Source organism: Veillonella sp. (assembly GCF_015058545.1).
GTDB lineage: Bacteria > Bacillota > Negativicutes > Veillonellales > Veillonellaceae > Veillonella_A.
In genome coordinates this window covers 1-12,452 of sequence record NZ_SVCB01000015.1, presented here as the reverse complement: position 1 = coordinate 12,452, position 12,452 = coordinate 1, and the positions used below count along the sequence as shown (strand labels likewise).

The 12,452-nt window shown below is 44.9% G+C and carries 12 protein-coding genes; 11 read left to right on the top strand and 1 reads right to left on the bottom strand.

The annotated features are described in order from the left end of the window. The 3 genes from E7204_RS00770 to E7204_RS00760 form a co-directional block, all read left to right on the top strand. The coding region (locus tag E7204_RS00770; RefSeq protein ID WP_295180643.1) for an FAD-binding protein at positions 1–1,385 on the top strand (1,385 nt) is incomplete at its 5' end. Position 1,386: 1 nt separating this feature from the next. Then, the gene (locus E7204_RS00765; RefSeq protein WP_295180641.1) at positions 1,387–2,343 is read left to right on the top strand and encodes a succinate dehydrogenase/fumarate reductase iron-sulfur subunit; all 957 of its coding nucleotides are present in this window, start codon (positions 1,387–1,389) and stop codon (positions 2,341–2,343) included. Continuing rightward, positions 2,343–3,221 carry a CoB--CoM heterodisulfide reductase iron-sulfur subunit B family protein gene (locus E7204_RS00760; protein ID WP_021842281.1) on the top strand — a complete coding sequence of 293 codons (879 nt, stop codon included), beginning with the start codon at positions 2,343–2,345 and terminating at the stop codon, positions 3,219–3,221. Before E7204_RS00765 ends, E7204_RS00760 begins: the two co-directional genes overlap by 1 nt. 152 nt (positions 3,222–3,373) lie before the next feature. Here the strand turns inward: E7204_RS00760 and E7204_RS00755 are convergent, their stop codons facing one another. After that, positions 3,374–4,051 (bottom strand): lactate utilization protein, encoded by a 678-nt coding sequence (locus E7204_RS00755; protein WP_295180638.1) that lies wholly within the window; start codon positions 4,049–4,051, stop codon positions 3,374–3,376. A 772-nt stretch (positions 4,052–4,823) separates the two neighbouring features. Between E7204_RS00755 and E7204_RS00750 the strand changes: the two genes are divergently transcribed. The 8 genes from E7204_RS00750 to E7204_RS00715 all read left to right on the top strand — a co-directional run. Then, the gene (locus tag E7204_RS00750) at positions 4,824–6,341 is read left to right on the top strand and encodes an anthranilate synthase component I family protein (protein ID WP_295180636.1); all 1,518 of its coding nucleotides are present in this window, start codon (positions 4,824–4,826) and stop codon (positions 6,339–6,341) included. Beyond that, positions 6,325–6,897 carry an aminodeoxychorismate/anthranilate synthase component II gene (locus tag E7204_RS00745; RefSeq protein ID WP_295180634.1) on the top strand — a complete coding sequence of 191 codons (573 nt, stop codon included), beginning with the start codon at positions 6,325–6,327 and terminating at the stop codon, positions 6,895–6,897. The genes E7204_RS00750 and E7204_RS00745 overlap by 17 nt, the downstream gene beginning before the upstream one ends. A 76-nt stretch (positions 6,898–6,973) precedes the next feature. Next, positions 6,974–7,990, top strand: coding sequence for an anthranilate phosphoribosyltransferase (gene trpD / locus E7204_RS00740; RefSeq protein WP_295180633.1), 1,017 nt, complete (start codon positions 6,974–6,976; stop codon positions 7,988–7,990). Next, a complete protein-coding gene (gene trpCF / locus E7204_RS00735) occupies positions 7,990–9,417 on the top strand; it encodes a bifunctional indole-3-glycerol-phosphate synthase TrpC/phosphoribosylanthranilate isomerase TrpF (RefSeq protein ID WP_295180631.1) in 1,428 nt (475 codons plus the stop codon). The genes trpD and trpCF overlap by 1 nt, the downstream gene beginning before the upstream one ends. Before the next feature lie 27 nt (positions 9,418–9,444). Further along, positions 9,445–10,641, top strand: a complete 1,197-nt coding sequence (gene trpB / locus E7204_RS00730; RefSeq protein WP_295180629.1) for a tryptophan synthase subunit beta — start codon at positions 9,445–9,447, stop codon at positions 10,639–10,641. After that, a complete protein-coding gene (gene trpA, locus E7204_RS00725; protein WP_295180627.1) occupies positions 10,634–11,434 on the top strand; it encodes a tryptophan synthase subunit alpha in 801 nt (266 codons plus the stop codon). The genes trpB and trpA overlap by 8 nt, the downstream gene beginning before the upstream one ends. Before the next feature lie 80 nt (positions 11,435–11,514). Next, positions 11,515–12,057 (top strand): transposase, encoded by a 543-nt coding sequence (locus tag E7204_RS00720; protein WP_295180625.1) that lies wholly within the window; start codon positions 11,515–11,517, stop codon positions 12,055–12,057. 41 nt (positions 12,058–12,098) lie between these two features. Beyond that, on the top strand, positions 12,099–12,452 hold a 354-nt coding region (locus E7204_RS00715), incomplete at its 3' end, for an IS3 family transposase (RefSeq protein ID WP_295180623.1).

Sequence of the window (12,452 nt, the reverse complement as noted above, 5' to 3'; positions counted from 1 at the left end):
TCGCACAACGTAACTTCGGTGGCCAGGCATACCCTCGTACATGCTACAGTGCCGATAAAACCGGTCATGTAATTTTGCATACGTTGTATGAACAATGCTTAAAGGAAAACGTACATTTCCTTCAAGATTGGTACTTATTAGACATCGTTAAAGCTGACGACGGTTCCGTAGGCGGCGTTGTTGCTTGGAACATGAAAGAAGGCCGTGTTGAAAAAATCGCAACTACTGCATTAGTAATTGCAACCGGTGGTGCCGGTCGTATGTACTGGACTCGTACTTCCAACCCTTACCTTTCCACAGGTGACGGCATGGCAGCATGTTTCCGTGCAGGTTGTGCTTTGAAAGACCCTGAAATGGTTCAGTTCCATCCAACCGGTCTCGGCAAAAGCGGTATCTTGATGTCCGAAGCTGTTCGTGGTGAAGGTGGTTACCTCTTGAATAACAAAGGGGAACGTTTCATGAAGGATTATGCTCCTAGCAAAATGGAACTTGCACCTCGTGACGTTGTAGCTAAAGCTATCGAAACTGAAATCGCTGAAGGTCGTGGCTGGGGCACCGGTCTTGACGCTTATGTAGTAGCTGACGTTCGTCACTTACCAAAAGAAGTTATTCTCGAAAAACTTCATGGTATCCGCGACCTCGCTATTACATTCGAACATGCCGATCCATTAGTTCAACCTATTCCAATTCGTCCAACTTGTCACTATTCCATGGGCGGTATTGATGTAAAAGATTTCAAAACTTGCGGTACTGTAGTCCCTGGTTTATTCGCAGCCGGCGAAGCTGCTTGCGTATCCATCCACGGTGCTAACCGTCTTGGCGGTAACTCCTTGGCTGACGCTGTTGTATTCGGTAAAGTAGCCGGTGAAGGCGCTGTTGCTTATGTTAAAGAAAACAGTGCTAAAGACGCTGCTAAAGCTCTTAACGAAGCAGCTAACGGTTGGGAACAACGCTTCCGTGAAGTAACCGGTCGTACAACCGGTCGTCCTATTTCTGAAATTCGTGACGAAATGGCTCTTACTATGTGGAACAACGTAGGTATTTTCCGCGAAGAAAAGAAAATGGAAGAAGAATTGGCAATCTTGAATCGTTTGCTTGAAGAATATAAAACTTGCTACGTTGGCGACACTAACCGTACGTTCAATATGGCTTTCGTAAACTACGTTGAAGTAGGCAGCCTCTTAACTATTGCTAAAGCTGTTACTTTGGGCGCTATGCGTCGTAAAGAAAGCCGCGGTAGTCACCTTCGCGAAGACTTTGCAAAACGTGATGATGCTAACTTCTTGAATCACACAGTTATTACACTTAAAGAAGATGGCGAATACGAAGTAGGTCAGAGTGAAGTTGTAATTACTCGCTTCGAACCAAAAGAAAGGACGTACTAAGATGAGACAGATTACTTATAAGATTCATCGTTATAATGAAGGTCGCTCCTATGTACAGACCTATTCCTTTGATTATGAAACGGACCGTACAATTCTCTGGGGCCTTCAAAAAATTAAAGATACTATCGATCCAACCTTAACATTCATCGCTGCTTGCCGTAGTGCTGTTTGTGGCGCTTGCTCCATTAAAGTTAATGGTCAGGCTATGCTTGGTTGTGAAAGTAAAATCGACGATATTACCGAACGTTTCGGTAGTGACACAATCGAAATCGCTCCAATCGGTAACTTCGACGTAATCCGCGACTTGGCAGTTGACTGGGAAGCTAAAGTTAACCGTCTTAAAACAGTTGCTCCATGGATTTTCATGAAACCTGAATTCAACCGTGATATGGGTTCCCGCCAGACTCCGGAAGATTTCAAAAAATTTGTTACTAACACAGAATGTATCCTTTGCGGTTGCTGTGCTTCCGAATGTAACAAATTGTCCGCTAACCGCGAAGACTTCTTGGATCCATATGTTTACACTAAAGCTAATCGCTTTGTTCAGGATTCCCGTGATGCTGCACCTATGGCTCACGTTAACCCTGCGTTTGAACATGGTCTTTGGAAATGCGTTCATTGCATGAACTGTATCTCCCGTTGTCCAAAACACTTAAAACCTGCAAAAGATATTTCCGAACTTCGTGCAGTAGCTACGAAAGCCGGCTTATCCAATAAAGGTACTCGTCATGCTATCGCCTTCAAACAAGACCTCATGCAGACAGGTCGCTTGAACGAAGTAACGATGAGTCTTAAAACTGACGGTCTTGTAGATTCCGCTAAACAAGGTCTCTACGCATTGCGTCTCTGGGCACATGGTAAGATTAATCCTCTTGAACTCGTAGTTCCACACAAACCGGTTCAAGGTATTAAGGATGTGCGCACCATTATTAAGGCAGCAGAGGAGGCAGAAAGATAATGAAATACGCATTTTTCCCTGGTTGTGTACTTGAAGGTGCAGCCAAAGAAGATTTTATCGCCACTGTTGCGGTTGCTAAAAAATTAGGCATTCAAATCGAAGAATTGGAAGGTTGGACTTGCTGCGGTGCGTCCCACGTTCAGGACGTTGATCCATTGGCAATTCTTTCCACCAATGCTCGTAATATTGCATTAGCTGAAGCACAAGGCGTTCAGTTAATGACTGTTTGTAACACTTGTACTTTAATGCTCCGCGAAGCTAAAAATGAACTCGACCGCGATGAAACTCAACGCGCTCGCGTAAATAACATTTTGGGCCAAGCAGGCTTACGTTATAAAGGTACCAGCGATGTAACTCATTTCTTATGGGTATTGATTCGCGACTACGGTTTGAACAACCTTAAAGCTAAAGTTGTTAAACCTTTAAGCGGTCTTCGTGTTGCTGAATACTATGGTTGCCATCTTCTTCGTCCGCAAGAAGAAACAGGCTTTGAAGACTTCCAGATCCCAACCAGCTTGGCTGATGTAATCAAAGCTATCGGCGCTACACCAATCGATTTCTCCCGTAAACTCGACTGCTGTGGTTTCCATGCTGTATACCCTGCACATGATTCCGTTATGCAGATGACCGGTTCCATCAATGCTGATGCTGCTAAAGAAGGCGCTGATTGTGTTGTTACACCTTGCCCACTTTGCCAGATGCAGCTTGATATGTTCCAAAAAGAAGCTAAACAATATGTTCCTAGCGACAAAGATATGCCTATTATCCATATGAGCCAGTTAATCGGCTTAGCATTGGGTATCAGCCCTGCTGAACTTGGCATGACTAAACGTCACATGACAAGCACAGCTGCTTTGAATCGTTTTGTAGGTGCATAATCTGATAAGCTAATAAAGGCATTTGATTGATAGCTTGTGCCTATGAAGAAAGCCCCACCCGGCAACGGGTGGGGCTTTCGTTTTGGCTTTTAATGCATAGGATAAAACATGTTGGGCTTATAGGACAACATGTTTTGGTTTAAATGGGGAATTTAGAATCCCAATTCTTCGTTAACGATGATAACTTCCATAATATCCATATTGCGCATTTTCTTGTAGTAAATGGTAAGGGCATTGCAGATGCGGTCCGGAGAGGCGCAATCATAACAATGATCCTGTTTAATGGCACATGGTGTCTTGGAGAGTTTTTTGTTTTTCACAACATTACGAGGGGCCGCTACATTACGAGCTCGATAAATGGCGGATGCTAAGTCCGTAGTTATCTTGTTAATGCCGAGGACGAAGAATACTTCTTCGGAGCCGAATAAGGAGCAGGCCACGCGATTGCCGGTGCCGTCGATATTAACGAGTTCCCCTGTTTGAGCCAAGGCATTGACGGACGTAAGAAAAACATCACGCTGCATAGTACGCAGGGCTGTCTGGCGGAAATTCTCCCCTTCTAAGGGGCGGTGAATATCCGTTATTTCTTTATTATTAGGCTCTAAGGCTTCATAGACCTTAAGGGCTTGTAAGGTGCGGGAGTCGCCCAAGGCAACCCTTTTATTTTGAATACGCTCTTTTAAGTAAGCCGTAGCTTCGGCGCCGGTCTCAAAATAATGCACGACAAAGTTATTGCGTGTCAGATTTTTAATGGTTGTTTCTATGTTAATAGCTGTGTCATTCGGTTCCGGATTGGTAACTGCATTAATTGTGGTGTCGGTGTTGGCCATGGGACTTCCCTCCTAATAAAAACCGGTTAGAGTTTTGCTACAACTTTTTATAGTTATATTATATCACTTTATCACTATAATGCTAAATTTGATTATAATTTGATAATTCAAAAAAATATATGACGTTTAGAATACGGCTAAAGCTAGGTTATCAAAGGTTTTTGTAAAATATAGTCTTTAATTTTATGAAAACATTACAAAAAAATTCTTGACATTTGATGTCATTGTGTATATTATAAATACAACCTAAGTGGACAGAGTTTCTTGTTAAAAGAACAAATTGATGAAATTGTACATCACGAGATAACACGAAGGTAGCTTGAGGGAGCAGAGAGAAGGTTTTGTTCGGCATAGGGATTGCGGAACAATATGGAGTGAGAGACATTTGATTTTAACGGCCGCCGGGGTGGCGGCTCGTATATAACTTTATAGCGAACCTATAAACCGTTGAGACGGAGATAAAAATAAGACGTGCACTTACAGAGAGTGGAGTTAGCTGAGATTTTCACAGAACGCAGCTTATTAAATGGACCGTTGAGGGCGCTGGGAAAGAGTTATGTAATAGCTTTAGTATACAGCGACGCGACATTGGCGTTAGCAATGAGGGGTATGTTAGTACCCTGCGAATGAGGGGGCGTTTTATTGTACGTAGAACGTCAAACAAGGTGGTACCGCGAGTATAATTACCCGTCCTTGGCATATATTTGCCAAGGATTTTTTTATTACCCAAAAGAGAGTTAGCCCATATAATTGAGAAAAAGGAGCGGCCATTATGAATCAGTTACCATTGGAAACATTAAAAAAATACGCTGCAGATTATCCGATTGTGCCCGTATACAAGGAAATCTTTTCGGATACGCGAACGGTCGTGAGTGTGTTAAAAGCACTGAAACGCGTTAGTAAAACGGCGTTTTTATTGGAGAGCGCGGACAATAAAGAAAGCTGGGGGCGCTATTCTTTCTTAGGTTATAATCCGCTCCTTGAAATCACCTGTAAGGCCGGCACGATGACGATTAAGGGGGCTACGACGCAAACCTATCGGACGACGAAGCCGAATGAAGAGATTCGCCGGGTAATGAAAGAATACCGCAGTCCGCAATTCGATTTTTTGCCCACCTTTACCGGTGGTCTGGTAGGTTACTTTGGCTATGAATACATGACCTACCAAGAACCGCATTTGGATCGCGGTTTTCAGAATCAACGAATGAAGTTGATGTCTACAGGCCCTTATGATATACCGATTTTCAATGATGTAGATCTCTTGTTGTTTGATAAAGTCATTGTCTTTGATCATTATAAGAAAAAGATTATTTTAATTACCAATATTCGTACCGATGAGTTGGAAACGAATTACAACAAGGCTCAACTGGAGTTGGAAAGTTTAGCAAAATTGGTAGCGACAGGGGAAGAAGTGAATGAACCGGCCGGTAAGCTCTTAACGGAATTTGAAGACGAGTTTACCAAAGAAGAGTTCATGGCAAAGATTGAAAACTTGCAGGATCATATTCGAAAAGGGGACATCTTCCAAGGTGTGTTATCCATTGGACGGCGAGCTCGCTTTAAAGGCAGCTTGTTAAATGCTTACCGCATCTTGCGCACTACCAACCCATCGCCGTACATGTTCTACCTCAGCAGTCCGAATTTGGAATTGACCGGTGCTTCGCCGGAAACCTTGGTGAAAGTTCGTGACGGTCAGGTGGAAACCTTCCCCATCGCCGGGACGATGCCGCGAGGCAAGAATAAAGCGGAAGATATGGCCTATGAAGAACGATTGAAGAATGATGAAAAGGAATTGGCCGAACACAATATGTTGGTCGATTTAGGCCGTAATGATTTAGGTCGTGTTTGTGAATTCGGTAGTGTGAAGGTAACGGCGCTTAGAGAAATTCAACGATTCTCGCATGTGATGCATATTTGCTCCGCCGTATCGGGAACACTTCAAAAGGATAAGGATGCATTGGATGCGTTGAGTGCTACGTTACCGGCCGGCACCTTATCGGGAGCACCGAAGATTCGGGCCGTAGAGATTTTACAGAGTCTTGAAAAAGCACCGCGCGGCGTGTATGCGGGGGCTATCGGCTATTTAGATTTTGCCGGCAATATGGATACTTGCATCGGCATCCGCATGGCCGTGGCCAAGGGCGGTTATGTAGCGGTTCGTTCCGGGGCGGGTATCGTACGGGACAGTGTACCGGCCAATGAATATGAAGAAACGCGCAATAAGGCGCAGGCTATAATCGAAGCCATTAAGAAAGGGGTAGAGGTGACCGGTTATGATATTGTTGATTGATCATTATGACAGTTTTTCCTTTAATTTATATCAATTTATCGGGACCTTGAATTCGGATATTAAAGTGGTTCGCAGCGATGAATTAACGGTGCCGGAAGTGCTTGAACTGAACCCGAGTCACATTGTATTATCACCGGGGCCGGGTCGGCCGAATGAAGCGGGTATTTACGAAATACTGATTCCCGCCGTAGCCGGTAAAATTCCACTCTTAGGCGTTTGTCTCGGTCATCAGGCCTTGGCGGAAAGCTTCGGCGGCACTGTAGGTTTTGCCAAAACGGTAATGCACGGCAAATTCAGTGAGGTCAATATAATTAAAGACTCCAAGTTGTTTGAAGGTCTGCCAAAGCACTTCGAAGCGGCTCGCTACCATTCTTTGGCGGTAGATAGAGCAAGCTTACCGGAAGAGTTGGTGGTGACGGCGGAAACGGCGGACGGCGAAATTATGGCCATGGAACACAAAACAGAACCGCTATATGGTGTTCAATTCCATCCGGAATCGATTTTAACACCCCATGGCATTGAGATTTTAAAGAACTTCTTGAATATTAGGGTATAAGTAAATTCCAATAAAAGATTGAGAACCGAGAGTTTTGACAAATAAGAGAGAGGGCAAGGCCCGAGAGGAGCTAATTATGTTAATTAAAACGGCGATTGAAACAGTGGTTGATGGTCAAAATTTGACCTATGATATGGCTTTGGGAGCCATGCGTGAGATTATGAACGGTGAAGCCAATGAGGCTCAAATCGGCGCGCTTTTAGGGGCGTTGCGCTTAAAAGGGGAAACCATCGATGAGATTACCGGTTTTGCCCAAGGTATGCGTGAAAAAGCCATGCCCGTAAAGCACGCCAAGGATGTATTTGAAATCGTCGGTACCGGTGGGGATAAGACGAATACGTTTAACATTTCCACTACAGCCGGCTTTGTAATCGCTGCCGGCGGAATTCCCGTAGCTAAGCACGGCAATCGCAGCGTATCCAGTAAATGTGGTGCCGCTGATTGCTTGGAAGCCTTAGGGGTTAATTTAAATGTACCGGGACCGGCCAATCAGGATGTGCTTAATAAAGTAGGCATGTGCTTTATGTTTGCCCCACTCTATCATAGCTCCATGAAATACGCCATGCCGGTGCGCAAGGCGTTAGGTATTCGCACTGTGTTTAATGTGCTCGGACCTTTGACGAACCCCGCCGGTGCTACCATGCAGCTCATGGGCGTATACGCTAAGGAATTAGTGGAACCTATGGCTCAGGTATTAGCTAATCTGGGGGTTAAACGAGGCGCCGTAGTTCACGGTTTTGACGGCCTCGATGAAATTACCGCTTGTGATAAGACCTATGTTTGCGAAATTAATGACGGCAAGTTAACCAGCTATGTGCTGGATCCTGCTGAGTTCGGTCTTGCCTATGCCAAACCGGCTGAACTCGTAGGCGGTGACGGGCCGGTTAATGCGGAAATTACCCGCTCCGTGCTGAATGGTGAAAACGGCTCCCGTCGTAATGCGGTAATTTTAAATGCAGGCATGAGTTTCCATTTGGCGGAAGAAAATACTACGTTGGCTGAAGGTATCGCCAAGGCGGCGCGGCTTATCGATGAAGGCAAGGCTCTGGCGGTGCTGGAAGATTTAATCGCCGCTACCAATGAGGTGGCTTAATGATACTTGATACGATTGTAGCGGCCACTAAAGAACGGGTGGCCAAGTTAAAAGCAAGTGTGCCTTTGGAGCTGATCAAGGCCAAAGCAGAGGTTATAGCGCGCGCCGAACTGGCAAAACAGGGCGGACAATTCCCCTTTGCTTTTGAAAAAGCGCTTCGGGCGGGCTCGATGAATTTTATCTGCGAGGTAAAAAAGGCATCGCCGTCGAAAGGTATTATTGCGGAAGATTTCCCTTATTTGGCGATTGCCAAGGATTATGAAAAGGCCGGTGCCGCCGCCATATCGGTATTGACGGAACCGGAGTTTTTCCAAGGGGCCGATACATATCTTACAGAGATTGCAAAGACTGTACAGATTCCGGTGCTGCGCAAAGATTTTACCATCGACAGCTATCAGATATATGAGGCAAAAGTAATCGGTGCCGCCGCCATTTTATTGATTTGTGCCATTCTATCGGAAGAAGAATTAAAGAAGTTCCATGAGTTGGCAAACAGTCTAGGTTTGGCTTGCCTCGTTGAAGCTCATTCGGAAGCTGAAATAACCAAGGCCCTCAACATAGGGGCGCGGATTATCGGCGTAAATAATCGCGATTTGCGTGATTTTACGGTAGATATAAATCACAGTTTGAAGCTTAGAAAGCTGGTGCCTGATTCGGTTATATTTGTATCGGAAAGCGGTCTTAATACGGCCTCTGATATAGAAGCCCTCCGTGAAAACGGCATTGGCGCCGCTCTTATCGGGGAGCGTTTTATGAGAGTGGCCGATAAGGGTAAAGCGATTGCCGAACTCTACGGTAAAGTGCCGCCGGTGAAGGCAAAAATATGTGGCTTGAAACGGCCGGAAGATATTGCCCTGATCAATACGTTGCCTCCTGAATTAAGACCGGAGTATATCGGTTTCGTATTTGCGCCCAGCAAACGACAGGTAACCTGCATTGAGGCTAAAACCTTGGCAGCTCATTTGGTGCCGGCGGTAAAAAAAGCAGGCATCTTTGTTAACGAGTCATTAGAAGTTATGGCGAAGTTGGCTGTAGCCGTGCCCCTTGATGTGATTCAGCTTTGCGGCGATGAAACGGAAGAAGATATTGCGGAGTTACGCCAATTGACGAAGGCCGCCATCTGGAAAGCGGTACAGGTGGAATCGGCCGCCGATGTGGCGCGATGGCGTGACAGCTCAGCCGATTTGATTCTGTTTGATACATTTGTAAAGGGCGAACGAGGCGGCTCAGGTCAAAGTTTTGATTGGTCGCTTTTAAGAGGTTTTACGAAGCCTTTTATGTTGGCCGGCGGTTTAAATATTACCAATGTAGCTCGAGCCATTCGCATTGCCAAGCCTTATGGCGTTGATGTGAGCAGCGGTGTAGAGACTGACGGGGTTAAAGATAAACGAAAAATAGAAGACTTTTTGAAAATAGTAAAACAATAAAAGAGAAAGATTGGAGAGGTGAGTTTTGTGAGTGAAGTACAACGCAAGGGCCGCTATGGTGAGCATGGCGGACAATATATTCCGGAGATTTTGATGAACGCTGTTCTTGAAGTAGAAGCAGCGTATGAGAAATATAAAAATGACCCCGATTTCGTGGCCGAATTGGAAGAACTACAGGTGAATTACACAGGTCGTCCGTCGATTTTGTACTATGCCAAGCATATGTCGGAAGATTTAGGCGGCGCCAAAATTTATTTGAAACGTGAAGATTTAAACCATACCGGTTCCCATAAGATTAACAATGTATTGGGACAGGTTTTGTTGGCCAAACGAATGGGTAAAAAACGTATTATCGCTGAAACCGGTGCCGGTCAACATGGTGTGGCGGCCGCTACGGCGGCGGCCCTCCTCGGCATGGAATGCGAAATTTTCATGGGTAAAGAAGATACGGAACGTCAGGCCCTTAATGTATATCGCATGGAATTATTGGGCGCGAAGGTTCATCCTGTAACGTCAGGTACCATGACCTTAAAAGATGCGGTCAGTGAAACGCTTCGCGAGTGGACTCGCCGTGTGGATGATACCTATTACGCCATGGGGTCCGCCGTAGGTCCTCATCCGTTCCCGATGATTGTGTGCGATTTCCAAAGCATTATCAGTAAAGAAGCGCGGGAACAAATTTTGGACGCTGAAGGCAAGTTGCCAAGCATGGTGCTCGCCTGTGCCGGCGGTGGCAGCAATGCTATCGGCATGTTCTACCATTTCATTCCGGATGAAGGGGTTCAGTTGGTTGGTTGCGAAGCGGCGGGCCTCGGCATCGAAACGAAAGAGCATGCAGCTACGTTGGCCAAAGGGACACCGGGGATTTTCCACGGCATGCGCTCCTATTTCGTGCAAAACGAATACGGTCAGATTGCACCGGTATACTCCATCTCGGCCGGTCTTGATTATCCGGGCATCGGACCGGAACACTCTTACTTACATGATACGGGCCGAGCTACTTATGTGCCGATTACTGATGAAGAAGCGGTAACGGCCTTTGAATATTTATCGCGCACCGAAGGCATTATTCCGGCCATTGAAAGTGCTCATGCCGTAGCCCATGCTATGAAGGTGGCACCGACAATGGGCCGTGATGAATCGATTATTATTTGTATTTCCGGTCGCGGTGATAAGGATGTAGCGGCCATGGCACGATACAGGGGGTATGACATCAATGAATAAGGTACAACAAGACAGTTATGCAATAGAACAAGCTTTTGCCAAGGGCAAGGCATTTATCGGCTTTTTGACCGCCGGCGACCCTAATTTGGAAGCCACGGCCCGTTATATTAAGGTTATGGCTGATGCGGGCGCCGATTTAGTGGAAATCGGCATTCCTTTCTCCGATCCGGTGGCGGAAGGGGAAGTCATTCAGCGTGCCTCCCAAAGAGCGCTGAAAAGCGGTGCTCTTACGGATGCAATTTTTGACATGGTTGAAAAAGTCCGTGAAACCGTTACGATTCCGTTGGTGTTCATGACCTATTTGAACCCGGTGTATGTATACGGTGCGGAAAAATTCTTTGCCCGTTGTAAGGCGCTTAATATTCGCGGCATTATCGTACCGGACATGCCTTACGAAGAAAAAGGTGAAATTGAAGATGTGGCGGCTGCGGCGGGAGTCACCGTGATTTCCTTAATTGCGCCAACGTCGGAACAGCGTATCGAACGCATTGCGTCTGATGCGAAAGGCTTTATTTACTGTGTATCGTCCTTAGGGGTAACGGGCGTGCGCAAGGAAATCACCACCGATATCGCAGGCTTAGTGGCAACGATTAAAAAATATACCGACGTGCCGGTAGCCATCGGTTTCGGTATTGCCGAACCGGAACAGGCGAAAGCGATGGCGGCCGTTTCGGACGGGGCTATTGTAGGCTCGGCTATTGTAAAAATCATTGAAGCTCATGGTGATGCGGCTGATGAAGCATTAGGGGAATACGTAAGATCTATGAAAGCGGCGGTTGTGAGCGCCGAATAAACTGAAAAATTGTAAGGGACAACAGTTGAATTGAACTGCACCCCAAAAATTGGACACAATTTTTGGAGGTGCAGTTTTTTATGCCAAAATATTCTAAAGAAATTAAAGAGAAAGTTAACCACTTGTTTAACCTTGGGTGGGGAATACTTACAATTGCTAAAGAATTAAATATTCCTGAGGGTACCGTACGTTACTGGTTATTTAAGTGTAAGAATGGTTATTCGACAAATAGAAGGATGAGTCGTCGTAGTTTTTCAGCTGAATTTAAACAAACTGTTATTGAAACTAGATGGGCAAATAGTTTATCCTTTAAGGAAACAGCAGAATTATTTAACTTAGATAATCCTAGCTTAATTGCAATTTGGCAAAAGCGTTATTTAGATGAAGGAATATTAGGATTACAGCCTAAACCTAAAGGTAGACCACCTATGCAACCTAAAAAACAACCTAAAGAACAACCTAAAGAACAAAATAATCAATCTATGAAATCTGACAAAGATCGCATCAAAGAACTTGAGGCAGAGAATGCCCGGCTAAAATATGAACTTTCCTTTTACAATGATTTTATGGAAGAAATGCGTAAAATTGCTAAACCTAATCGGTCTGTAAAAAAAAACAAATAATCGCAATTGAAAGACTAAGAAAAATATATCCACTTCAGTTTATGCTCAATTATTTTAGTATTAGCCGAAGTACATATTATGCACGGCTTGCTGCTATAAAAAAGGGAGACAAATATGCGGATGAAAGAGAAGCTATTCGTACAATTGTGGCGATAAATAAGGGGCGTTATGGATATCGTCGAATCACTGTAGAACTACATAAATTAGGATTTTGTATAAATCATAAAGTTGTAATGCGTCTTATGAAAGAAGAAAAACTAACCTGCCAGGTTCGGCTTAAGAAGTATCGATCATATAGAGGCTCCGAAGGAAAAATCGCTCCCAATATTATTAATCGAGACTTTAATGCTACAAAACCAGATCAAAAATGGGCAACAGATATTACTGAATTCCAC